This is a genomic window from Gemella taiwanensis (assembly GCF_054054385.1).
Genome location: NZ_JBSMTL010000001.1, coordinates 360,027 through 384,958, shown reverse-complemented (window position 1 = coordinate 384,958; position 24,932 = coordinate 360,027). Strand labels below are relative to the sequence as shown.

Annotated in this window: 26 protein-coding genes and 1 other RNA gene; all 27 read right to left on the bottom strand. The window is 29.7% G+C overall.

The genetic code is table 11. From position 1 onward, the window contains the following. Window positions 1-37: 37 nt before the first annotated feature. The gene (locus tag ACWOA3_RS01835) at window positions 38-964 is read right to left on the bottom strand and encodes a manganese-dependent inorganic pyrophosphatase (protein ID WP_003146272.1); all 927 of its coding nucleotides are present in this window, start codon (window positions 962-964) and stop codon (window positions 38-40) included. 81 nt (window positions 965-1,045) lie between these two features. Beyond that, complete coding sequence (gene msrA / locus ACWOA3_RS01830) at window positions 1,046-1,534, bottom strand: peptide-methionine (S)-S-oxide reductase MsrA (RefSeq protein WP_003146273.1); 489 nt, start codon at window positions 1,532-1,534, stop codon at window positions 1,046-1,048. 220 nt (window positions 1,535-1,754) lie between these two features. Beyond that, window positions 1,755-2,657 carry a YihY/virulence factor BrkB family protein gene (locus tag ACWOA3_RS01825; protein WP_456883882.1) on the bottom strand — a complete coding sequence of 301 codons (903 nt, stop codon included), beginning with the start codon at window positions 2,655-2,657 and terminating at the stop codon, window positions 1,755-1,757. Between the two features lie 4 nt (window positions 2,658-2,661). Next, window positions 2,662-2,910 carry a hypothetical protein gene (locus tag ACWOA3_RS01820; RefSeq protein ID WP_442565807.1) on the bottom strand — a complete coding sequence of 83 codons (249 nt, stop codon included), beginning with the start codon at window positions 2,908-2,910 and terminating at the stop codon, window positions 2,662-2,664. A gap of 203 nt (window positions 2,911-3,113) precedes the next feature. After that, window positions 3,114-3,305, bottom strand: a complete 192-nt coding sequence (locus tag ACWOA3_RS01815; RefSeq protein WP_035466785.1) for a hypothetical protein — start codon at window positions 3,303-3,305, stop codon at window positions 3,114-3,116. A gap of 3 nt (window positions 3,306-3,308) precedes the next feature. Continuing rightward, window positions 3,309-3,887, bottom strand: coding sequence for a hypothetical protein (locus ACWOA3_RS01810; protein ID WP_003146276.1), 579 nt, complete (start codon window positions 3,885-3,887; stop codon window positions 3,309-3,311). Further along, on the bottom strand, window positions 3,865-4,149 hold the full coding sequence (locus ACWOA3_RS01805; RefSeq protein WP_003146277.1) for a hypothetical protein: 285 nt from the start codon (window positions 4,147-4,149) through the stop codon (window positions 3,865-3,867). Before ACWOA3_RS01805 ends, ACWOA3_RS01810 begins: the two co-directional genes overlap by 23 nt. Next, window positions 4,139-4,579 (bottom strand): prepilin-type N-terminal cleavage/methylation domain-containing protein, encoded by a 441-nt coding sequence (locus tag ACWOA3_RS01800; protein WP_003146278.1) that lies wholly within the window; start codon window positions 4,577-4,579, stop codon window positions 4,139-4,141. Before ACWOA3_RS01800 ends, ACWOA3_RS01805 begins: the two co-directional genes overlap by 11 nt. Beyond that, window positions 4,554-4,886, bottom strand: coding sequence for a competence type IV pilus major pilin ComGC (gene comGC / locus ACWOA3_RS01795; protein ID WP_003146279.1), 333 nt, complete (start codon window positions 4,884-4,886; stop codon window positions 4,554-4,556). Before comGC ends, ACWOA3_RS01800 begins: the two co-directional genes overlap by 26 nt. Window positions 4,887-4,896: 10 nt before the next feature. Continuing rightward, the gene (gene comGB / locus ACWOA3_RS01790) at window positions 4,897-5,943 is read right to left on the bottom strand and encodes a competence type IV pilus assembly protein ComGB (protein WP_003146281.1); all 1,047 of its coding nucleotides are present in this window, start codon (window positions 5,941-5,943) and stop codon (window positions 4,897-4,899) included. Continuing rightward, window positions 5,918-6,886 (bottom strand): competence type IV pilus ATPase ComGA, encoded by a 969-nt coding sequence (gene comGA / locus ACWOA3_RS01785; protein ID WP_456883881.1) that lies wholly within the window; start codon window positions 6,884-6,886, stop codon window positions 5,918-5,920. The genes comGB and comGA overlap by 26 nt, the downstream gene beginning before the upstream one ends. Before the next feature lie 142 nt (window positions 6,887-7,028). Further along, complete coding sequence (locus tag ACWOA3_RS01780) at window positions 7,029-7,391, bottom strand: helix-turn-helix domain-containing protein (RefSeq protein ID WP_003146283.1); 363 nt, start codon at window positions 7,389-7,391, stop codon at window positions 7,029-7,031. Between the two features lie 210 nt (window positions 7,392-7,601). Beyond that, complete coding sequence (locus ACWOA3_RS01775) at window positions 7,602-8,369, bottom strand: tRNA threonylcarbamoyladenosine dehydratase (RefSeq protein WP_456883880.1); 768 nt, start codon at window positions 8,367-8,369, stop codon at window positions 7,602-7,604. Window positions 8,370-8,433: 64 nt separating this feature from the next. Next, window positions 8,434-8,617: non-coding RNA, 6S RNA (gene ssrS / locus ACWOA3_RS01770), on the bottom strand. A 179-nt stretch (window positions 8,618-8,796) separates the two neighbouring features. Further along, window positions 8,797-11,625, bottom strand: a complete 2,829-nt coding sequence (uvrA, locus tag ACWOA3_RS01765) for an excinuclease ABC subunit UvrA (protein ID WP_456883879.1) — start codon at window positions 11,623-11,625, stop codon at window positions 8,797-8,799. 276 nt (window positions 11,626-11,901) lie between these two features. Further along, complete coding sequence (locus ACWOA3_RS01760; protein WP_456883878.1) at window positions 11,902-12,684, bottom strand: DUF4037 domain-containing protein; 783 nt, start codon at window positions 12,682-12,684, stop codon at window positions 11,902-11,904. 170 nt (window positions 12,685-12,854) lie between these two features. Continuing rightward, complete coding sequence (gene cydC, locus ACWOA3_RS01755) at window positions 12,855-14,588, bottom strand: thiol reductant ABC exporter subunit CydC (RefSeq protein ID WP_003146290.1); 1,734 nt, start codon at window positions 14,586-14,588, stop codon at window positions 12,855-12,857. Continuing rightward, window positions 14,578-16,293 carry a thiol reductant ABC exporter subunit CydD gene (gene cydD, locus ACWOA3_RS01750; RefSeq protein ID WP_456883877.1) on the bottom strand — a complete coding sequence of 572 codons (1,716 nt, stop codon included), beginning with the start codon at window positions 16,291-16,293 and terminating at the stop codon, window positions 14,578-14,580. Before cydD ends, cydC begins: the two co-directional genes overlap by 11 nt. A gap of 3 nt (window positions 16,294-16,296) precedes the next feature. Then, entirely contained in the window at window positions 16,297-17,325 is a 1,029-nt protein-coding gene (cydB, locus tag ACWOA3_RS01745) for a cytochrome d ubiquinol oxidase subunit II (protein WP_003146292.1), read from the bottom strand. A 1-nt stretch (window position 17,326) separates the two neighbouring features. Continuing rightward, window positions 17,327-18,709: a cytochrome ubiquinol oxidase subunit I gene (locus ACWOA3_RS01740; protein ID WP_003146293.1), complete on the bottom strand. Its 1,383-nt coding sequence runs from the start codon at window positions 18,707-18,709 to the stop codon at window positions 17,327-17,329. A gap of 214 nt (window positions 18,710-18,923) precedes the next feature. Continuing rightward, window positions 18,924-19,277: a DUF1634 domain-containing protein gene (locus tag ACWOA3_RS01735; protein WP_003146295.1), complete on the bottom strand. Its 354-nt coding sequence runs from the start codon at window positions 19,275-19,277 to the stop codon at window positions 18,924-18,926. A 1-nt stretch (window position 19,278) separates the two neighbouring features. Next, window positions 19,279-20,127, bottom strand: coding sequence for a sulfite exporter TauE/SafE family protein (locus ACWOA3_RS01730; RefSeq protein ID WP_456883876.1), 849 nt, complete (start codon window positions 20,125-20,127; stop codon window positions 19,279-19,281). A gap of 11 nt (window positions 20,128-20,138) precedes the next feature. Further along, on the bottom strand, window positions 20,139-20,771 hold the full coding sequence (locus ACWOA3_RS01725; RefSeq protein ID WP_003146298.1) for a thiamine diphosphokinase: 633 nt from the start codon (window positions 20,769-20,771) through the stop codon (window positions 20,139-20,141). After that, window positions 20,771-21,415, bottom strand: a complete 645-nt coding sequence (gene rpe / locus ACWOA3_RS01720; RefSeq protein WP_456883875.1) for a ribulose-phosphate 3-epimerase — start codon at window positions 21,413-21,415, stop codon at window positions 20,771-20,773. Before rpe ends, ACWOA3_RS01725 begins: the two co-directional genes overlap by 1 nt. Window position 21,416: 1 nt before the next feature. After that, window positions 21,417-22,298: a ribosome small subunit-dependent GTPase A gene (rsgA, locus tag ACWOA3_RS01715; RefSeq protein WP_003146301.1), complete on the bottom strand. Its 882-nt coding sequence runs from the start codon at window positions 22,296-22,298 to the stop codon at window positions 21,417-21,419. 33 nt (window positions 22,299-22,331) lie between these two features. Then, window positions 22,332-24,032, bottom strand: a complete 1,701-nt coding sequence (gene recN, locus ACWOA3_RS01710) for a DNA repair protein RecN (protein WP_456883874.1) — start codon at window positions 24,030-24,032, stop codon at window positions 22,332-22,334. Window positions 24,033-24,043: 11 nt separating this feature from the next. Continuing rightward, window positions 24,044-24,853 carry a TlyA family RNA methyltransferase gene (locus ACWOA3_RS01705; protein WP_456883873.1) on the bottom strand — a complete coding sequence of 270 codons (810 nt, stop codon included), beginning with the start codon at window positions 24,851-24,853 and terminating at the stop codon, window positions 24,044-24,046. Window positions 24,854-24,932: the final 79 nt, after the last annotated feature.

Sequence of the window (24,932 nt, the reverse complement as noted above, 5' to 3'; positions counted from 1 at the left end):
CAATGTCCTCACTTTCTTAAATTTATATTTTTAAAAATTATTTTGAAAACTCTTCTGTAATTTGAGGAACTACTTGTTTTTTTCGAGATACAACACCTTCTAGTGTCATAAAGTCATTTTCAAGAGTTTTTCCAAATGCAGCAGCAACTTTATCTTGTTTATCTCCTAATACTAATACTTCTGAATCTGAAGTTAAGATATTTGTGATTACAAATACGTATGCTGCTAATCCTTTAGAATCTAATTCTGCTTTAATAGCTGTTTCTAATTCTGCTTTTCTTACTGCTACTTCGTTCGCATCTACTGTGTTGATTTGAGCTACTACTAGTTTATCAGCACCTAAAACAAACTCTTTAGCATCTAATGAGATTAATGTTTCAGCAGTTTTGTCAGTTGTTGAAGCTCCGGCTTTAAGCATTGCTAAACCATATTCTTCAATGTTTACTTCAGCGATAGCTGCTAATTCTTCTGCTGCAATTTTATCACGTAAAGTACATGTTGGTGATTTGAATAATAATGAGTCAGAAATAATTGCTGATAGCATTAATCCTGCCATTTGTTTATCGATGTGAACACTTTGTTCTTCATAGATTTTTTTCAAGATTGTAGCTGTACATCCAAGTGGTTCAGCACGGTAGTATAGTGGTCCAGCAGTTTCAAAGTTTGCAATACGGTGGTGATCGATTACTTCACGAATAACTGCTTTTTCAATTCCATTAGCTGACTGTTGGAATTCATTGTGGTCAACTAAAATAACATGTTGTCCTTCTGCTACTTCGTCTACTAAACGTGGTAAGCGTACGTTGAAGTACTCAAGAGCATATCTTGTTTCATCATTGATTTCTCCAAGTCTTACAGCTTCTGTATCCATTCCTTGAATTCTTTTTAAGTTGTTGTATACAATACTTGAACAAATTGTATCAGTATCTGGATTTTTATGTCCAAAAATTAAAATATTTGTCATTTTATAACTCCTTATTTTCTTATTTATACCTAATTATATTTTACCTTTTTTTAGTGATTATTTCAAACTTATTTTAATAAATTATAAGCTTTTTTTCGCTAAACTTAAGTCTACATGACAGTATCCTGTAGGATTTTTCTCTAAGTATTTTTGGTGATATTCTTCAGCATCAATATAGTTATTTACCGCTTCTACTTCTACAGCAATTTTCTTAGTATAATTCTTTTGAAGTTCTTCTATAAACTTAACAGCTCCGTCTCTTGTTTCTTCATCTACGTAGTAAATACCAGTTCTGTATTGGCGACCTCTGTCTCCACCTTGTTTATTAACACTTACTGGATCGATAATTCTAAAATAATGACGAAATACATCGTTTAATGGTAATACTGAGTTATCATATGTTAAGTAAATTACTTCTGCGTGATCTGTAGATTTAATATTTTGATAAGTAGTTTCTGCAGTCTGACCATTACTATATCCAACTCTTGTAGATAAAACTCCATCAAGTTGCGCAAAGTAACCTTCTACTCCCCAGAAACATCCACCTGCTAAATATATTTCTTTTTTCATGGTTTAGTTCCTCACATTCTATAGTCAAAATTCAAAATTTGTTAACTATTATTATACTATAAAACGCTAACTTTTAATATAATTATGCACTTCTATTGTATGCTAATTACATCAAATATTTGACATTCATAGTGTATTTATATAATTTTACAAAAACAAAGACAAGTACATAGCAAAGGTTGTACTTGTCTATTATATATATGTTTTATCTATTTATTTTCTATTCTGTAGTATGAGTTTCTTCAAACACTCTATGTTCAACTCTATAATTATGAAATATTGCATTTATTTCTGCTCCGATAATTAGTATATATCCTGTAATATACAACCAAATTATAAACGCCATAAATGCTCCGATTGTTCCATATGTTTTAATATAGCTAGAAAAATGATCTATGTAGTATCCGAATAGTCTACTTATTAAAGTCCAGGAAACTGTCGCAAATATAGAACCTGGTAAAATACTAATAGCTTTTAGTTTTAAGTTTGGTCCCATTATATATAAAAATACAAATACTATAAATGTAAATAATATCGGTAAACTATAATTTAAAACTGACCATAAATTATAAAAACCTTCATCTAGATTAAATTTGTGGAATAATAAGTATGTAAGTTGTTTTCCAAATACGACAAGCGCAAGAACTACGAACATTCCTACTAAAAACAAAGCTGTAATTACTACACTAATTAATTTTGTTACTATCCATATTCTTCCGTCTCGAACTCTAAATGCATTATTAAAGGCAATAATAATCCCATAAATACCACTAGAGGCAGACCATAAAGTAAATACTATACCTACGGTGATAATCGTATTGTTCTTATTATTTAATACTTCAGAAATCATATCAAAAAGATAATCTCCTAAATCTCCAGGGGCGAAATTTTGAATCTTCTCTAATAGAAATTGTTGGTCGATTTTAAAGTATGGTGTTAATGCCAACGCTACGATTAACATAGGAAATAACGATAAAATAAAATAATAACTTAAATTTGCAGATAGTAATGATATTTCATCATACATAAGACGATAATACATTTCTTTTACAAATTTTTTTATTGTTAATTTACCTTTTGGATTATCATCATAAAATGAATAATTTTTTTCTGGTATAAACATGATCTTATAAAATAAATTTAGCTACAGTCTTTGCAGCTTTATAATACATTGGTAATGAAGATACTGAAAGTATGTTTAAACCTCCAACAGGAAACTTAGATTTCCCTGTTACAACATATCCTTTTTCTTCTAAATACTTTTTAGCTTCTTCTACTTTTGCACGTTCTTCTGAACTAAGATTTTCTTTTTTGTGAAATACAATAGCTGCTAATGCTCCGGCACCTACTAATCCTAACAATAATTTTTTACCCATTAAAATCTCCTTAAAATTTAATTTTAAATTTTTGACAATATAATAATATTTTAAACCATTTACTTAAACAAAGCAACAAATATTATAATTTTCTATGACACTAATTGATCTACATTAAACCATATCTCACTCTTCTAGAAATCAATTAACATATAAACACAAAACATCCTAACCTCATTATTCGAGATTAGGATGCCTCAATATTATTTAGATTTGTTGTTTTCTTGAAGTTGCTGTACTATTTTCTTATCATAATAATCGTTCAAATTTTTCAAACTATACATTTTATTTATGTATATTCCTATAATACTAAAGAGGACTGTTATTACTAACAAGGTTACTAAAAGTGAGGCGACTATGGCATTAGCTTTTTTATGATTTGTTTTAAATTTCATAGTTTACTCACCTTCCTTCTCGTGTTCATTATGATCATGTTCTTCCTCTTTATTCTTATTTTCTTTTTCCTCTTTAGCCTTTTCTTCTTTTTCTTTCTTTTCTTTTTCTTTCTCTTTGTCAGTTTTTTCATCTTTGACTTTCAAATACATCTCTCGTTCGTGATCACTTTTATCAACAATTGAAACATGTATAATGTCATTTTCTTGTGATAATGTATAACTCTTCATATTTTTTAACACAAGAATATATCCTGCAAAGTTATTGGAATCTTTGAACTTATCTATATATATCCTGCCACCTCTAAAGTTAATTCTTACATCTTCTACATCATCTTTACTTTTCATTATGATGTAATTACTTTCTTGATAGACTTTAGCGCTATTGTTATACGTTTCTAATATTTTTTTATGAGCAAGTGCATATTCGTAATTAGAATAATCTAGAAATCTTTTTGAAGTCATCATAGTTGTTTGTATAATTAACATAAGTAGTAGTGTCAAAATTATTAATAGAAACAGTGATACAGTTAATTCTAGAAATGTAAATCCTTTTTTGTTCTTAACTATAGCTAATTTTTTCACCAGTATGTTCATCCTCTATTCTAGCTGATTTTTCATCTACACTTATGTAATAGTCACCTCGTATTACTGTGAACATGTGATTTTTGTAATGACTACAAATTTCCTCATATAATATTTCCTTCATTTCTAATTCTTTTTCTATCTTATTTAGATTTGAGTATTGGCGAACCATATTCGGAACCAAAAACACGAATAATAATGAGCATATAAATAGTGCCCCTATCATTTCAACAAAGGTGAAAGCTTCTTTGTTATACTTCATCTAGTGTTATGTATCCAGTATCTAAATGAACAATAATTCTATATCTACTATTATCAAACTGTACATCTACAGTATTTGCCTTAGACACTAGATTCCCCTTTCTGTATTCAAATGTAACCGAGGCTCCTCCTAACTTTGGTTTTCCTACTCTTTTAATTTTTTTCCAATGCTCATGATCATCATAAAATGTATCGTACTTATCATCGTTCACAAAAAAAATGATAAATGTTCTTCTTTCATTCAAACTTCGCGTTTGCACATTGTATATCTCTGAAACTAATTCATTAACCGCTAATCTTTCTTGATATTTTTCATAGGTGTTTATAGATATTCTTGATAATATTATTACTATGATACTTACTATCATTAATACAGCTAACATTTCTACTAAACTGAAGCCCTGCCTATTTTTGTAATGTCGCTTTACCATTAGCTATTACTATTTTTTTACCATTTGGTGCTGTACTAGCTTTGTCTGCTGGGCCATCTAAATAATGTTTTTCCACTAGTTTTTCGAAAGTAACATCTTTGTCTTTTTCATTGATTTCATAAGCTGTTACTTGGGATTGAACCGTTTTTTCATAAGCTTCAGAGCTTTTATCTTTTGCAGTATCTATATTCTTAGTAATATTAGGGATTATAAGAATTAGAAGTATTGCAATTATAAACAAAACGATTAACATTTCAATCAATGTGAATCCATCTTTGTTTTTGAACTTTTTAATAATATTTTCCATATATTCCTCCTTATTTAAGAGAGCTAGCCATATTAAATATCGGTAAAAGAATAACCATGTATAATCCGACAATAACTACGGCTAAAATACCAAATAAAATAGGTTGTAATTTTTTCAAGTTTTTATCTAACGATGTTAGAAAAGTATCTAGCATCAGTTCACTAAATAGTTTTAATTCTTTGTCAATCAAACCATTATTTTTTCCATGGCTTACAAATTTTCTCATAGATTTATCAAAGTATTTAATCTTTCCGATTGCATCCTCGAAGCCTATACCTTGATCTAACTCATTTAAAATATCTTTAGAAAAGAGCGTTAAGTAATAATCATAGTCTTCTTCAACCATGACTTCTAAAGCTGTCTTTAACGAAAATCCGCTCATAAGAAATAAACTTAATTCCATAGAAAATCTGTAAGAAAAATATAATTTAGAATAGTTCCTTACTTTAGGAATGTATAAAAGAGATTTTAAAAATAGATTTGGTTTATATTTAATTGTATAAAAGGTGTATCCTATACATATTAGTATAAGTAAAAAAATAATTGAAATAATTTTTGGAATGTAATATAGTGATTTGATTAATATAATAGTTTGGAGATCCATCTTAATATTAGATGAAGTATAGATGTTCTCAAATTGTGGAATTACTAGCGCATTAAAGACCATAATAAGGCAAATTAATGTGAGTGTTAAAAATAGTGGGTATCGTAAAGTTTTTATTACCTTTTCTTGTTGTATTTTTTTTATTTTTAGATATGTTTCAACTTCAAGTAACATATCTTCTATTCGACCGTAATCTTCAGCAAATTTTATTTTACTAACAATTAGTTGTGAATAACCAAGATATCCCAATATATCGGATAATTTACTTCCGTTAGAGAGTTTTTCTTTTATCTTTTTAATCTCGTCATCAGCAACTTCATATTGAATAAGTAAAAATTCTAAAGAATCCTCTAGCATATATCCATGATCAATTAATTCATATAGACGTTTTATAAAATATATTTTATTCTCTTTATCTAGAGCTTTTTTAATATCCCCATTTTTCTTTTTCATCAGTAGTGATTAACCCCTTCTCACATGCTAATTGAAATTTTTGCTCTAAAGAGTTTGCTATAATCTTATTATTATCTATATAATCATAAATATCTTCTTTTTTCAATATTTCGGTTACTAATCCTCTTTTTCCATTTGTTAAGTTGACCAATCTTTGAGAAATTATACAAATTATGGTCTGCTTAATATCTTCTAATGACAGGTTTAAATCTTTCAATCGATTAATTACACCGATAGAATTTTCTGCATGAATTGTACTTAATACTAAATGTCCAGAAAATGATGAAGTAATTACTTGACTTGCTGTTTTAAAATCTCTTATTTCACCGATTACCATTGCATCTGGATCGCATCGTAAGATTGATTTTAAAGCATTGTCATAATTTATTCCAGCTTTTTCGTTCACTTGCATTTGTATTAAAGTCGGTATGTTTTTCTCTACAGGATCTTCCACGGTAATTATCTGTTTATCCCTACTAGCTAATTCGCTAGCTAGTTTATACATTGATGTTGATTTTCCACTTCCTGTTGGTCCTGAAAATAGTATCAAACCATAGGCTCTTTTAGAAAGATTATTTATAAATTCATTATCTTCCTCGAAGATACTGTAATCAACATCTTCTAATTCATTAATAAAAATCCTCACTACACATCCTTCATTAAGTTCACTTAACGGCAAGGTAGAAACGCGTAAAAAATAATCTTTTTCGTTATAGTTATAAACGAAACGACCACTTTGAGGTTCTTTATTTCTTGAAATATCTATGTTGGCATTATATTTCAACAAAGATATTATCTGTTCAATCTCCCTGTTAGTAAATTTTTCATATTTACTCAGGTGTCCATTCACTCTGAGTTGTATAAAGGAATCCCCTGATATATGCGGGTATATATGGATATCACTGGCTCTTTTTTCTATTGATTCGTTAATTATACGATTCATTAAAAGCTTTACATCAATAGCTATCACCCCATTTCCTAAAGAAAAGGAAAATATAGGCTAAGTATCACTACTTAGCCTATATTTAAAAACTATTAATTTAACTTACTACATTATAACTCTATAGCCTAAGTATTTGAGTCTGTTATAGATTTATATTTCTAGAAAAAGAATATCCCCTAAATCTTCTCAAAACTTCTTCTACTAATTTACAATCTTCACTATCAAGTGACTTAATCATATCAATTACTTCAAAGTGAGTATCTACCAACTCATCTGGTTCCCCTTTTTCTGTTTTATACCCCACAAGTTCGTCTATTGAAACGTTATACAGTTTTGCAATAGATACTAGTGTCGCTACATTAGGTTCGTTTCGACCGTATTCCCAGTTAGCATAAACACCATGAGATGATAACTCTAGTTTATCTGCTACAGTTGACATAGAGTAATTGTTCATTTTTCGAAGTTTTTTCAAGTTTTGTGCCAGTAATGTTCCTTTATTCTTCAAAGTAATCCTCCTTTCTCATCTATAACTATTATACCTTTTTTTTTATAAAAAATCAAATTAAATTATAAATTTTCGAACCTTTTTTTCATACTAATATAAAATACTGTTTGCAAATTATGTGTAATTTTTACAGAAAAATTAGTATAAACTCTGATATGTCAACCTTGAGAAAAAATAAAACAACGCTATAATTAGCGTTGTTTTCATTCTTTAAACAGGTTTTTCAACAGTTAATATTTTTATATTTTTTAATAAAGTTGTATAAACATAATTAGCTGCTATAAGGCCAGCTACTGATGGACAAAATGCGTTAGAAGCTGGTGGTATCTTAGCTTTACGTATTTCTGAATCTTGTTTCCCAATTTTTTCTAGGTATTCTTTATTCGCAATTGTTGGACTTTCTGTAGAAAATACTACAGGTACTTTTCCACGAACTCTCTCTTTTTTTAGTTTTATTCTTATTACTTTTGCTAAAGGACAAACAGTAGTTTTACTAATATCAGCAATTTGGAATTTTGTTGGATCTATTTTATTTGCAGAACCCATCACACTAATTACTGGTATATTGTGAGCTAAACAATATTTTATTAAATGTATTTTAAACGTCACCGTATCACATGCATCTATTACGAAATCAAGTGGTTTCTCATAAAAGACAGGATAAGTATCTTCTGTGTAAAAGTCTTGAATAGCTATAATTTCACACTCAGGATTAATAGCTAAAATTCTTTTTTTCATCTCTTCTACTTTACTGTGACCCACTGTTTCTGTTGTTGCATGAATTTGTCTATTAACGTTTGTAATATCAATATTATCTTTATCCATTAATACCAATGAACCAACTCCAGAACGGGCTAATGACTCAGCCGCAAATGATCCTACTCCTCCTATACCTAGTATTCCTACTCTTTTATTTTTTAATATTTCTAAACCTTCAGTTCCTATTACTAATTCATTTCTTGAAAATTGATGTAACATTTTATTCTCCATATTCTTCTAAAATCAAATAATAAAAAGACTGGAAATTAGAATAACCAGTCTAAAAAAAACCAAAACGCCGTAGATTCTTACCTAAATTGGTCCTGATATAATCAGGTGGGCACGATAGCCTTACGTTCTAAAGTCTTCTCAAAGGAAGCATTTTATACTGATAAGCGATTTTCGTTCCCGTTCAAAAAGTGTTAGGCCCGAATGTGAGGTAAGTCATACAAGCGCTTTAGTTTTATATTTATATTTTACCACAGTTAAACTTGTAAAACAACCTCAAAATTTGTATAATCATGTGTTTGTTTTGTGTATTTTTTTATAAAACCTTATTTTTAAAAGGTTTTCATAATGAAAAATTAACAAAAATATTTTTCTAATATTAATTTGTTTTAGACTTATTTTATTTAATGTGTTTATATTAATTTAAAAGTTTTTTCAGAAACTTTCCTGTATAACTTTCATTGTTTTTTATTAATTTTTCTGGAGTACATTCTGCTAGAATTGTTCCTCCTCCTACTCCACCTTCTGGACCAAGGTCTATTAAGTGGTCACAGCATTTAATAACATCTAGATTATGTTCAATAACTACAACAGTATTTCCACCATCAACTAATTTATCTATTATTTTGATTAATCGACTAATATCATCAATATGCAATCCAGTTGTAGGTTCATCTAGAATGTATAGTGTTTTTCCTGTAGATTTTTTATAAAGTTCACTCGCTAGTTTAACCCTTTGAGCTTCTCCTCCTGACAAGGTTGTCGCACTTTGACCTAATCTTATATAATCAAGTCCTACATGAACAAGTGTCTCAAGTTTATTTTTTATTTTTGGAATGTTTTCAAAGAACTCATAAGCTTCTTTTATTGTCATATCTAGTACATCACTTATACTCTTACCTTTATATTTAACTTCTAATGTTTCTCTGTTATAACGTTTTCCTTTACATACTTCACACGGCACGTAAACATCTGGTAAGAAGTGCATTTCTATTTTTAATATTCCATCACCACTACAAGCTTCACAACGACCACCTTTAACATTAAAACTGAATCGTCCTTTTTTGTATCCTCGTAGTTTTGCTTCATTTGTACTAGCGTATAAATCTCGTATATCATCGAATACACCAGTATAAGTTGCTGGGTTACTTCGTGGGGTTCTTCCGATAGGACTTTGGTCTATATCAATAATTTTATCAATATTACCATCAATTCCTTCTACCGATTTTACTACTGTAGTATCAATTTCTTCTTTATTAAGAACATTTTTTACAGAGTTAAACAATATCTCATTAACTAACGTTGATTTCCCACTTCCTGATACTCCTGTAACTCCAATAAATTTACCAAGTGGGAACTTCACATTAACGTCTTTCAAATTATTTTTTCTTGCTTTTTTAATAACTATATTTTCTCCATTACCTTCTCTTCTTTCAGTCGGTATTGGTATTTTTTTACGTCCTGATAAATATGCACCTGTTATAGAGTTTTCATTAGCCATAATTTCTTCTGGTGTTCCAACTGCCACTACTTGACCACCATGTTCACCAGCTTTAGGACCAATGTCAACAATATAGTCACAAGCCATCATCGTATCTTCATCATGTTCAACTACTAATACTGTATTTCCTAAATCTCTCATAGATAACATAGTATTAATTAGTTTTTCATTATCTCTTTGGTGTAATCCAATTGATGGCTCATCTAGTATGTAAGTAACCCCCATCAGTTTCGAACCAATTTGAGTCGCTAATCGAATACGCTGAGCTTCTCCTCCTGACAATGTTCCTGAAGATCTATCCAATGTTAAATAATCTAGACCAACATCATTTAAAAACTGTAATCTTGATTTAATTTCTTTAAGTACTAATTTTGCTATTGCATAATCTTTTTCACTTAATTTTATATTTTGGAAAAATTCATAGCTATCTTTGATAGACATCTCACAAATTTCTGCGATGTTTTTCCCAGCAACATAAACCGATAATATCTCTGGTTTTAAACGTTGACCTTTACAGCTACGACATGAGTCTTCCTTAATATACTTAGCCATCGCTTCTCTAGTCGCTCTAGTCATTCCTGATTTATAACGTCTAAGGATGTTATTCGCTACACCTTCAAAATATACTATGCGCGAACGTTGAATACCTTCATCATTAATATATTTATGAGTGATTTCCTCTTGATCGTTTCCGTATAAAATAATTTGTTGTTGTTCATCTTTCAAATCTTTAAATGGAGTATCCATATCTATTCCGAAGTGTTCACATGCACATTTTATTAGACTTGGATAATATGTAGATGTTGCATTATTATAAACTAGAATCGCACCTTCATTTATCGACAGGTCTTTATCAATAATTTTATTAATATCAACAGTTTCGTGCATCCCTAGCCCATCACATTCAGGACAAGCTCCTTGAGGGTTGTTAAATGAAAAGATACGTGGTTCTAAATCACCTAATGTGAAATCACAATGTTTACAACTATATTTTGTCGAGAATAACTGTGTAGTTTCTTCTTTCACATCATCTACTTCTACTAAATCATTGTTAGATAGATTTAATGAAGTTTCTAATGAATCTGCTAAACGAGTTTCAATTCCTTCTTTGATTACTATTCTATCTATAATAACACTAATAGAATGTTTTTTATTCTTATCTAATTCTGGAAGATCACCCACTTCAAATAGTTCATCATCTATTTTAAAGCGAATGTATCCGTCTTTTATTAATTTATCTATTAATTTCTTGTGTGTACCTTTTTTGTCTTTTACAATAGGTGCTACGATTTGTATTCTGCTACGTTCTTGCATCTGCATAATTGCATCTACAATTTGGCTTATAGAACTACTTTCTATCTTTTCATGATGATTTGGACAATAAATTTCTCCTATTCTTGCATAAAGGAGACGTAGATAATCGTAGATTTCCGTTACTGTCGCAACTGTCGATCTTGGATTTTTCGATGTTGTCTTTTGGTTTATTGATATAGCTGGTGATAATCCTTCTATAAGATCAACATCTGGTTTCTCTAAATTTCCAAGAAACTGTCTCGCATAGGCGCTAAGACTTTCTACATATCGACGTTGGCCCTCTGCATATATAGTATCAAATGCAAGTGAACTTTTTCCACTACCACTTAGACCAGTAATAACAACAAACTGATCGCGTGGAATCTCTAAATCTATATTCTTTAGATTATTTTCTCTTGCTCCTTGTATTATTATTTTATTTTTCTTTTGCATACATACCTCAATGTTTCTATACTATCAAATTTTATTATTCATTGTAAAATCAATTTTGTGTCCTATTTTTTTAGACTCATTTAATTTTACATTAACTTCCTTATTATATCATAAATGTAATTGAATATTAAAAAAGAAAGTTCTGAATAATAATTTCAAAACTTTCAAATTCTATAAATTTATTTTTGAATTGATAAAATACAATCATATGATTTATCATATATAGAATTGATCTATCATTCAATCAATATATCCTTTCAAATTTATACAATAAATCTATGATAAAATTTCTTTTAAATTTTCTATAATATTTTTCAAGCTATTTTCCACATCTTCTAAAGTACTTCCTATACTATTTAATAATTCATTTATATTTTCTTCAAAATCCTTAGGAAGAATTTTAGCGTGCTCTTTAGCGTACGATATCATTCTTTTTTCTCCAGGATGAGTAAGTTCATTTACCGCAAAGATAATATCAAAATAGGATTCTATAAATGCAGCAATACGGTGATTCACACTAACAAAATCCCCGCGTCTAAATGCTTTTAGAATCTGTTTATCATAAGAAGGTAAGTTCCCCGTTAATAAACGAAGATTTTTTGAAATAATATTTTCTTTTAACTCCTTAGGAAATGGAACTGAAAATCTTTCTTGTATTTTATGAAATTCTTTATATGGATCATAAAGAACTTTACTATTTTTCAAATTATACCAAAAACACGTTGTATATCCATTACCAGCATGATGTTTTTCCACAACATTTACTATATTTTTCTCAAATTCATCAATATTTCTATAAATTATATCTATATCTATCCCGTCAGACAAAGTACAATCATCTTCAACTTCCCAAAATTGATTATTTAATTCAATATAAGAACAATATTTATCTAAAATTAGTTTCCTAGAATCCTTATCAGGTATGCTTGTACAATAAATATAGAGGTCATAATCGGAACTTTTATCAAAGTTATTACCACTTCTAGAGCCCCCTAATACTATTGCTGTTACCTCAGGGAATTTAGTAAATTCAAGCCAAAGTTTATCAAATACTATCATTTTATTATCCTTTCAAATTTGATATAATCCCTATTACATAATATTCTAACATATATCTATACATGTATATATACCTATTTTATACTTTTATAAAATAAAAAAACTATGCCCTTAAATAGAGCATAGCTTTCATCTTAATTCATAGTATTAACGTAATTTTTCAAATAATATTATGCAATATTATCCATATCATAAAGTTTTCTATACTTGTCATTTGTTGCGTATAGCTCACTATGAGTTCCATCCATTTCAATTTCTCCATCTTTAATGAAAATTATTCTATCCATATATTCGATAGAGTTTAAATGGTGGGTAATCCATACGATTGTTTTATCTTTACTAGATTCAAAAATCGTAGTTAATAATTCATGTTCTGTTTTTGGATCTAAACCTACTGTTGGCTCATCTAGTAGTAATAATTCATTATTTTGAATTATACTTCTGGCAAAAGCTATACGTTGACGCTCTCCACCAGAAAATCTACTTCCAGTTTCGAATACATTAGTATCTATTCCGTCTGGTAAACTTTGCAGTAGTTTAGTTAATTGTGCTTTTTCTAAACTGTCATTAATTTTATTTTCAATTTCAGAATCTTCTACGCCAGCGTCTAAAAGAGCAAGTTTTAAATTTTCTCTAATAGTCATATCAAATAGATATGGTTTCTGATTTAATAGTGAGATTTCTGTACCTAACATAGTTTCTGTTGGTTTTTTATTAAGTACAACTATTTCTCCTTTATAATCTGTATATGTACCTGTTAGTAATTTTACTAATGTAGATTTCCCAACACCACTTCTTCCTAATATCGCTACTTTCTCACCTTTCTTAATTGAAAGTGATAAGTTGTTTAAAACTGTTTTACCTTTCTCATATTCAAACGAAAGGTTTTTAACATCAATAATATTTCCATCAGAATTTTTAGCTACTGTTATTTCAGTTTGTTCATTATCTTCTTGAGCGTAAAATTCTTTTACACGATTGATTGATACTTCGTAACCTGGTATATGAGCAACAGCTTCACTCGTAATTACAGCTACACTAAGAACTGATAATACCATCATACAAAATGATGCAATATATACATTTTCGATAACATTATTCATCGACATATTCCAACAGCTATAAATCATTAAGAATGCTGTAGCTCCAGCAAGTAGGTTTACAAAGTTTTCTCTTAAGTGAACGAATGTTTTAATTTTTCTTTCACGTTTTAGAAGTTTTTCTTCTTTTGCTTGATAATCATCCATAAATTTATTTACTTTATTAGAAGAAATCCAGTCACTTAATCCGAAAATCGCACTAGTAAAATCGCGATATAAATTATATTTAGCTTCTTTCATAATTTGGAAGTTTTTTCTTGTGATTGTTAATGACACAAATGGAACTACAAATATTATGAATAATCCAAATAAAGATGCTAAGATTGCATAATTCATATCATAACCAAACATTACCGTAATAAATATTACATATAATACTAACGAAATAATACTAGGGAAGATTGTTTTTAAGTAAATATTTTGCATATTCTCAATATCTTCTGAAATAATACCTAGTAGATCTCCAGATTTATATTCTTTCTTAAGTTTTAATGCTTTAGGTTCTAAAATTTTATATACCCTACTTCGCATTTTTTCAATAATTCCTAAAACTAAGTTATGACTTACTAGTCTTTGGATATAAGCAAATGTTGATTGTGCTAGTGAGAATGTTCTAGTTAATACAGTTGGAACTTGTAACATTAGGATATTTCCTATACGTAATGAAGCTTTACTAATTAAGAATCCTGATACATACATTAACGCTGCTCCACTAATAACTGACATTAATCCTAAGAAGATTATTCCACTCATGACAGCTTTATTCTTTTTAAGTTCTTTTCTTACTATTGAATTATTTTTCACTATAGCTACCTCCTACTAGATTAGCTTTTAACTGATCAAATCGAGGTGAATTTTTAAATTCTACGACTTTCTCGAAATCACTAACTCTTCCTTGTTCTAGATTTAACACATAATCTACATTATTTAACCAGTGTAGTCTATGTGTAGCTATAATAACTGTTCTTCCTATAAATAACTCTAGCAGTTTTTCTTTAATTTCGAACTCTGTTTCAATATCTAGATGACTAGTAGGCTCGTCTAGAATAATTATTTCTCTATTACTTATTAAAGCTCTAGCAATTGCTATACGTTGTGCTTGTCCACCACTTAGCTCTTGTCCACCTTCACCAATGTTAGTATCGAATCCTTGCGGAAGAGTTGAAATAAATTTGTCTAATCCTACTAATTTACTAATTTCTTTTAAGTACTCTTCACTAACATTTTCATCAGTATAGAATAAAATGTTATTACGAATTGTATCAGGGAATATATACGGAAACTGTGAAATATACGAAATATTATTTGACCAGTGTACATTTTTTAGATTTGTAACTTCACCATTAATTAATATTTCACCTTCACTTTGTTCATTAAATCCAGATAATATTGATATTAATGAAGTTTTTCCACTTCCACTCTGTCCTACAAGACAAATTTTTTCACCTTTATTTATAGATAAAGTTATATTATCAAGAATTTTCTTCTCATCTTTTATTAAACCTATATTTTTTAGTTCAATACTATCCACACTCTCAATAGAAGATTTCTCAGATTTATTTTTCTCATTATCAATTATCATTCTATTAATATCTTCATAAGCCATTTGCCCATCAAGCGTTGCATGATAATCTGTTGCAGCTTGTTTCATCGGTAGGAAAAATTCAGGTGCAATTAATAATACTGTTAATGATGGCAATAATACTGTACTACCATCTAATAATAATATCCCTAATCTAACCGCTAAAAGTGCGATTGCTATAGTGGTTAAGAAATCTAATGCGAAGCTATTTAAAAATGCTACACTAAGTGTTTTCATCGTACTTTGACGATATTCTCTATTTTTCTTCTCCATTATTGGTAAGTAATTTTTACTTACTCCTAAGAATTTAAGAGTTTCTACTCCTCGAATTGTATCAATAAAGTTATTAGAGAGAGCTCTATATTTTTTATACTGTCTGTTTGCCATATCTCTAGCATTAATTCCAAGTAAAATCATGAAAATTACGATAACTGGTATCACTGATATTATCATTAATGCAGATACATAATCTGTATAAAATATAAAAATAACTACTAACGTTGGTATTATTGCTCCACGTATTTGTTTTGATACATTCAATTCAAAATACTGTTTAACTTTTCCAATACCATCAATTGCTAAGGTTACTAATTTCCCTGATCCTTCTCTTGACGTAAAATCAGGTCCTAAATCAAAATAACTTGTTAGCAATTTTTTTCTAAGTTCTTTTTCAAATGTTATTGCATGATTTTCTGTAAAATATTGTTGTAAGTGTAAAAACACTATTCTAAATATATAACCTATTAAAAAAAGAACACTATCTCTTACAACATTATCAAAATTTTTATCAAAAAGACCCACTATGGCTTTTGCTAAAAAAGCAGCTTGTATAATTATACAAGCCGCTTCAAATATTGATAATATTAATAGTGTCAATGTAAGACTTTTTTTAACAGGAAGTTTTAATTTTGCTTCCTTTTTTTTCATTGACTAATACTCCAATTTATCTTCTTTAGATAGTCGTTTTCTAAAAATAGAATATGACCAAACTTGGTATCCTAAAACAAATGGCAATAGGAATAATGCAACTATTGTCATAAGTCTTAGTGTGTATACTCCACTAGCAGCATCATAAATAAATAATGATTGACTAACATCATTACTGTTTATTATAGCACGTGGGAACATACCAGCGAAGACACTTAGAGTTAGGAACGCTAAAGTTCCTGACGTACTTAAGAACGCACCTAAGTCACGACCTTTGAAGTTTAAAACAAATGATAATACAAAGAATGCTACCGCTACTAAAGCTAGTACTAAACCAACATAATAGTTTGTTGTAAAGATATCTGTTTTAAATAGTGCCCAGATTGCGAATATTAATGTTACTACTGCAGCGAATGGGAATAATAATGCAGATGTCGCACGAGCTGCATTTCTTAATTCTCCTGTAGTTTTAAGAGCTAAGAATTGAGCTCCGTGAACTAACATTAGAAGTAACATCATAATTCCACCAAGAATAGTAAATGGTGATAATAATCCTAAGAAACCATCGACTAAGTTTTTCTTAGCATCAAGGTTTGCTCCTGTCATGAAGTTAGCTACTGCTATTCCCCATAAAATCGGAGGAAGTAAGCTACCTACAAACATTGCTATATCGAATGATTTAATCCAAGTTCTATTATTACCTAATTTACCTCTAAATTCAAATGATACGCCTCGTAAAATTAACGCAACTAGTAATAATACGAATGCGATGTAGTAACCACTGAATAATTTACCATACCAGATAGGAAACGCTGCGAACATCGCTCCACCACCTGTTAATAGCCATACTTCATTTGCATCCCAGAAAGGACCGATTGTATTGAAGTAAACGCGTTTATCTTCATCGTTTTTACCAAGTACTTGAGCTAGTACCCCAACTCCGAAGTCATATCCTTCTAATACGAAGAATCCTGTAAATAGTATTGTTATAAGTAAGAACCAAATATTTGGTAAGGCTACTGACCAATCCATACTATGCTACCTCCTTCACAGTTGTTTCTTTTTTGTTCATTGTGTATCTGAATGCGATAAATTGTATAATACCTAATACTGTATATAACACACAGAAAACTAATAATGAGAATAACACTGATGCACCAGAGTTTGGTGAAACTCCTGATTCAGTAGCCATAACTCCAAAGATTAAGAATGGTTGACGTCCCATCTCTGCCATAATCCAACCACAAGCAGTAGCAACTTCAGCTACTAGAAGTGTCCAAGGCATAAGTTTTAAGAACCAACGTTTCTTAGTTTCAGTTCTCTTGAATGAATAAATAGTTCCAAGTAATGACATTAGAATTAAGATACCCACAGAAGCTGACATAATTCTGAATGAGTAGTAAATAGTCGGCACATGTGGTGTGTAATCAATATGTTTTCCAACTACTGGATAATATTTTTCGTCCATTTCTTTTTGAAGAGATTTCATACCTTTAAGGCTTCCTTCAAATTTATCATATGCTAAGAAACTTAACATACCTGGAACTTCAATATAATGTTCTGCTTTTTGTTGTTTTTGATCGATTGTTGCTAACACTGAGAATGGTGCTGAGTTTCCTGTATCTTCATATAGTGCCTCAGCAGCTGCAACTTTCATAGGATATTCTCTTACTAAATATTGCATTTGAGAGTGCCCAGTTACGAATAATCCAGTTGAACCGATTAGAGCAGCAATAATTGAAACTCTAAAAGCTTTTCTGAAGATTGCAACTTCGTGTTTACGAAGCATTTTCCAAGATGCAATACCTGCAATTGTAAATGCCCCTACAGTTATCGCCATTGTAATTACGTGAGGGAATTGGTTCCATAAATATGGGTTTTTAATAATTGCAAAGAAATCAATCATCTCTGCTTTCTTACCAATTACATTGTTCTCAACGTATTTAACACCAACTGGGTGTTGCATGAAAGAGTTAGCAGATAAAATCCAGAACGCTGACATAACTGTTCCGATACCTACTAACCAAATACACATTGCGTGTAATTTTTTGTTAATTTTCTCCCAAGAGAAAATCCAAATACCGATAAATGTTGACTCAAGATAGAATGCAAGTAATGCTTCTATCGCAAGTGAAGGTCCAAAAACATCTCCTACGAATGAAGAATATTCAGACCAGTTCATACCAAATTGGAACTCTTGTAGGATACCTGTAACAACCCCAACAGCGAAGTTAATTAGGAATAAATGACCAAAGAACTTCGTAATTCTTTTGTAATGCTCATCGCCAGTTTTAACATAAATACTTTCAAAAATCGCGATTAAGAACACCATACCAATAGTAATCGGTACAAAGAAGAAGTGGAACACTGTTGTCGCTGCGAATTGTATCCTAGCAAGTAATAGTGGATCCAACATAGATATACCTCCTTTAAAAATATTAAATTATATTTAGTGCAAATATTTATAATATTATTTTATAACATAGTCTTTATTATAGCAAAACAAAAATGATAAAAAGTAGCACTTTTCCTACTTTTTACCATTTTTCGTTCACATTTTGTTCACATTTGACGATAGATTCTTTATTATCGCATAGTCATACTTTTCTTATTTTAAATTTTTTCTTATTTTAATTGTGAGTTACTCCTAGCATTAGACTAACTATTAAAATTATTAGTACTAATAAACAGATTCTCACGAATCTAAAATCTTTTTCTTCAAGATAAACATAAAGCAACCCGATTATTCTCAGTACAGGTGTTAATATTAATAAGAATATCCCAAACATTAAATATGAGTAATAATTTAATGTTGTTAATCCTTTTAGCATTTCTATGAAAGTATACCTTTCTATAGTTAAAACACCATCTACTCCATGTATAAAACTTAGTATTATCCCTGTTATAATAAAGAATGAACTAATAAATACTCCAGTCTTTAATATATTAGAAATAACGACATTTATATCTCTTTTCTTTTCCATATTAAAGTACCCCCACACCTTTTAAGAACATGTTAACTATTGTAAATAATAAGATTGGTAGAAATATATATCGTATATATTTTGCATCTAATCTTTGCATTACCTTAGCTCCAGTTCTAGATCCTATTAAAGTTCCTATAGCTATAGGAGCTGCGATTGCTGGATTGATTGTTCCATTAAAGAAGTAAATTAGAGCACTTGCTGTTGCTGTGACACCCATCATGAAGTTACTCGTTGCTGTACTTACCTTTATAGGTAATTTCATATAACTATCTAATGCGACAACTTTGAACGCTCCACTACCAATCCCAAGTAATCCACTTGCAAAACCTGCTCCAAACATTACTAGTGATCCTTGAGGAACATTAGTAACATTATATGCTATGGTTTTACCTGTCGCTTTATCGTAATATGTTGAATTTAACTTATATCTGTCTGCATATTTATCATTTACTACCTTTTCTTCTTCTTTTTTCAGCTTAGTTATTAATCCTGTTTTCTTAAGCATACCATAAAAAGAATTCAATAGAATTAACGAGAAAAAGATATATAGCAATTTAGAAGAGAATATTCCTGCCATAAGAGCTCCTACGACTCCTCCCGCAGTTGTAAATACTTCTAAAAACATACCTACTCTCATATTACTAATATGATCTTTCACGAATGCTATTGCTGAACCACTACTAGTCGCTATTACCGCTACGATACTAGCTCCTATTGCATATTTAATATCTATACCAAATAAGATTGTTAAGGCCGGTGTTATAATTATTCCTCCACCTAAACCTACTAAAGAACCAAGAAAACCAGCAAGTACAGCTATAAGCATAAATTGTATTATCTCAATCATAATGTCTCCTTCTAATCTTTAGAATATATTACTAATACATTTGAACTTACTTCCAACTCAATTGCTTTTTCATTAGCAAATTCGTTACTTGTTGCATTAGGACGATTTAGAGTCAAAATCAGATTTTCTACTTCGTATTTAGAATTTTTTATAGTCATTTTAGTATCTTTATATATTGGGACTATTGAGAAATACTTATACCCTTCAATTTTTTCAAAAATATTTTGTCCACTATGGGCTACCGTTATTATATTATTATCATCAATAATTTTTACTTTAACGCTGTTATATTTTTCATTATTTAGAAGTAAAATATTTCCAAAGAAGTGATCAAGTCTTCTACCTGTTGCTCCGTATATATCTATTTCTTCTACTGAATCAAATAGTTCTAGTATATTTTCTAATGCGAAGTCTGCATCAGTTAAATCTTCACTATCCTTTACTCTAAAATACTTGGATTTTCCCTCTACTTCTTTTCTTTGTTCAGAAGTAATCGAATCAAAATCTCCACAACTTAATAATGGATTTATCCCCTTATCAAGTAAGTACAATGCTCCTCTATCTACTCCACACCATAAGTCAGATGAAGGTAATTCATCTGGAAATACCCCACCTAACATTATGCTTATTTTTTTTGTATTCATTATTTTAACAACTCACCTAATGTTTTTTCTTTATCGCTTGCTCCGAATAAAAATGATCCACAAACTAATAAGTCTGCACCTTTATCTCTACAAGCTTTCGATGTTTCTACATTTATTCCACCATCTACTTCTATTAAGAAGTTATAATTTTTTTCTTTTCTTATCTTACCTAATTCTTCTATTTTCTCAAGCATTTCTGGAATGAACTTCTGACCACCAAACCCTGGATTAACAGTCATAATTAGAACATAATCTAATTTTGGTAATAAGTATTTAATACTTTCAAGTGGTGTTTGAGGATTTAATACTATACCAGCTTTTTTTCCATTATCTTTGATTACTTGTATTAATCTATCTGCATGATTAGTTGCTTCTATATGAAAAGAAACCATATCGCAACCAACTTTACAAAATTGTTCTACATAATTTTCTGGATTAGCAATCATTAAATGACAATCAAAAATTTTATCTGTCTTAGGTCGGATTGCTTCAATTATTGGAAATCCAAAAGAAATGTTAGGAACGAAATTCCCATCCATTACATCTATATGAAACATATCAATTCCTATATTTTCTAATTCTTTAATATCTCTTTCTAAATTAGCAAAATCTGCTGATAATATTGAGGGTAAAATTTTCTTCATCTTATCTCTCCTTTATATATTTTCTTTTTTGATTTTGTTTTTCTATAAATAAAACTTTATAGTCTTCATAACGGCTTTCTAGTATTTGTTTACTTTCTACCGCTTCTTTGACACCACATTGAATTTCCTCCATGTGATTACACGGTTTGAATTTACAATCATAGTCATGAAACTCTCTAAATAAGTATTGTAAATCTTCTTTTTCAATAAATGTAATATCAAGTGAAGAAAATCCTGGTGTATCTGCGATATAAAAATCATCAATTTGATAAAATTCCGTATGTCTAGTCGTGTGTCGTCCACGCCCTAAATGTTTAGAAATTTCTCCTGTTTCGATATCAAGGTGCTCTGCTAGTTTATTAATGAACGTAGATTTCCCTGCACCTGATTGTCCAGAAATCGCTACGTACTTATTAGAAATAACTTCTTTTAATCTATCGATATCTTCTTCAGAATTTGTGAACACTTGATATCCTATTTCGTAATAGTAATTCATTATTTCTTTCATTTTTTCTAGTTCATCATCATCTAATAAATCTAACTTAGTAAAAATGATAATAATATCTACGTCACTATTTTCATTTAAGCAAATTGTTTTATTTAGTAGCTTACTTGAAAACTCAGGATCTTTAACAGATACTACAATAATACTATAATCTATATTCGCAACCTTAGGTCTTAGTAATTCATTTTTTCTTTCTAAAACTTCAACTACATATCCTGTATTATTATCACTCATTTGAATTTTTACATCATCACCTACTAATGGTGTGATATTCTCATTTCTGAAATTCCCTCGTGCGCGACACGTAACTATTTCTCCATTACAATCCACATAATAAAATCCACTAAGTGCTTTTAAAATTTTTCCTTCTTTTGTCATGTTCCTCCTATACCTTTTTGGTATTTTTTGTAACTATTTGTTTAGTTTTTCTTTTATTTCTGCTTTAGTTTTTTCTGCTAGTCTTAACATTTCAATAGAGTGTTCTTCAGAAAGTTTTGTCATAGTGTCTCCTGACACCATTCTTGCTACTTCAGCAATCTTCTCTTCTTCTGATAGTTCTCTAATTACAGTTAATGTTCTCTTATCAATTATTTCTTTACTGATTAGTAGGTTTGTGTCTGCTAAGGCTGTAGTTTGAGGTAAGTGCGAAATACAAAGTACTTGCGAACCTACACCAAGCTGATACATTTTTTCAGCCATCCTTTGTGATACTCTTCCACTTACTCCAGTATCAATTTCATCAAATATTATCGAAGTAGCTTCTATACTTCTTGAGAAAATTATTTTCAGAGCTAACATTACCCTTGAAAGTTCTCCACCTGAAGCAACTTTAGATAATGATTTTAGCGGTTCACCAAGGTTTGCACTAATTAATATCTTAACATCGTCTTTTCCTGTTGATGAAAAATCTTTTTCTTTAAAATCAACTTTAATTGTACTTTTTTCCATGTATAAAAATTTCAACTCATCTTGAATAAGTTTCTCAAGTTTTAATGCTGTCTCTTTTCTTATTGAACTTAACTCTTCAGCTAGAGTCGTCAGTTCTTCTTCGATTTTCTTACCTTCTTCTAAGTAGTTTTCGAAGTTCTCTTCATAGTTTTCTAACTCATCTAATTCTTCTTTAATCGTCTCAGTAAAGGCAATTAGATCATTAAGTGGTTTAGAGTATTTTTTCTCTAATGTTTTTATTTTATCTAATCTATAAATTAAACGATCTAATTTTTCTTCATCATATTCAATTACATCAGTATAACTAGAAACTTCATATTTTAAATCATCAAGAATGTAATATAAATTTGTAATTTCTTCATATTTTTCTTCAAAGTTTGAATTATACCTAGTTAGTTCCCCTAGATTAGATCTAATTTCTGCAAGTTTTGATAATACTCCATACTCACCATCTATACCATCTGTAATACTATGAGCAAGTGTATTTACTTTTTCAAAATTCTCTAAGTAGTCAATATCCTTTTCAAGATCTAAATCTTCATCTTTTTTAAGTTTCATCTGACTTAATTCTTTATACTGGAATTTTAAGAAATCAACTTTCTGAAGAACATCACTTTCTTGTTGTTTTAAGTTATCAATTTTTTCCTTAATTACTTGGTATTCTTTATATTTTTCTTTGTATTTTAAATATACAGGTTGAATTTTTTCTCTATTAAATGAATCTACCAAGTTTAGGTGATTTTTTTCTACTAATAATACTTGATTATCGTGTTGTTCATGAATATCTAATAAATGAGCGGCTACTTTTTTTAATGTAGACAGATTAACTATAGTTCCATTAATTCTACAAACACTCTTTCCACTACTATAAATATCACGACGAACTACAATAACCTCATCTTCAAGGTCTAAATCAAGTTCATTAAAAATCTCTTTAACTTCTTTACTCTTTGGAAAATCAAATACACCTTCAACACTTGCCTTCTCTTCACCGTAACGAATATAAGACGTTGATGTTCTTTGACCAGATAGTTGCGAAATTGCCGCTAGAATCATTGATTTTCCTGCACCAGTTTCTCCACTTAAGACAGTTAAACCATTTTTAAGTTCTATAGTAGCTTTTTCAATTATTCCAAATTGCTTAATATTTAACTGAATTAACATTGGCTCCTCCTCTATTTAAAGTGATTATGAGCATTATTTACAATATGCTCTATATTGATTTTACTGTTTTCCACTTCTTTATCAGCATTGTATTTAAGAAGCATTAAGAATTCGATATTCCCTTCTCCACCTGTTATTGGAGAATAAGATAGATTTGTCATACTGAATCCAACACTGTTCGCTAGTAGCAATACTTTTTCTACGACTTCTAGTTGAACTTTTTTGTCTCGAACGATTCCACCTTTTCCTACCTTATCTTTTCCAGCTTCAAATTGAGGTTTTACAAGTACGCAGACTTCTCCACCATCTTTTATTATTTCAGCAAGATTTGGTAATATTAATGATAACGAAATAAATGAAACGTCAATTGAAGCTATATCAATTTCATAAACATCAAAATCTTCTTTAACAGAATGTCTGAAGTTTGTTTGTTCCATTACTTTTACACGTTCATCATTACGTAGTTTCCACACAAGTTGATTAGTACCCACGTCTAAAGCATATACGAACTTTGCTCCGTTTTGTAACGCACAGTCTGTAAATCCTCCAGTTGATGAACCGATATCAATCATTACTTTGTCTTTAACGTCAAAGTTTAACTCATTAATTGCTTTTTCTAATTTAAGTCCTCCACGACTTACATAAGGCATCTGTTTACCTTTAATTCTAAGTTCAGCAGTTGATTCAATCTTTTCCCCTGCTTTATCAATTCTAATATTATCATTATAAACTATACCAGCCATTATAGCTCGTTTTGCTTTTTCTCTTGATTCAAATAATCCTTGACTTACGCAAAGGACATCTGCTCTTTCTTTTGCCATAGTTACCTCTTTTTTATTTACTAAGTGTGCATTTCAAAATAAATATTAATTTTAAAATTGGCACAGTCTTTCCTTTTAA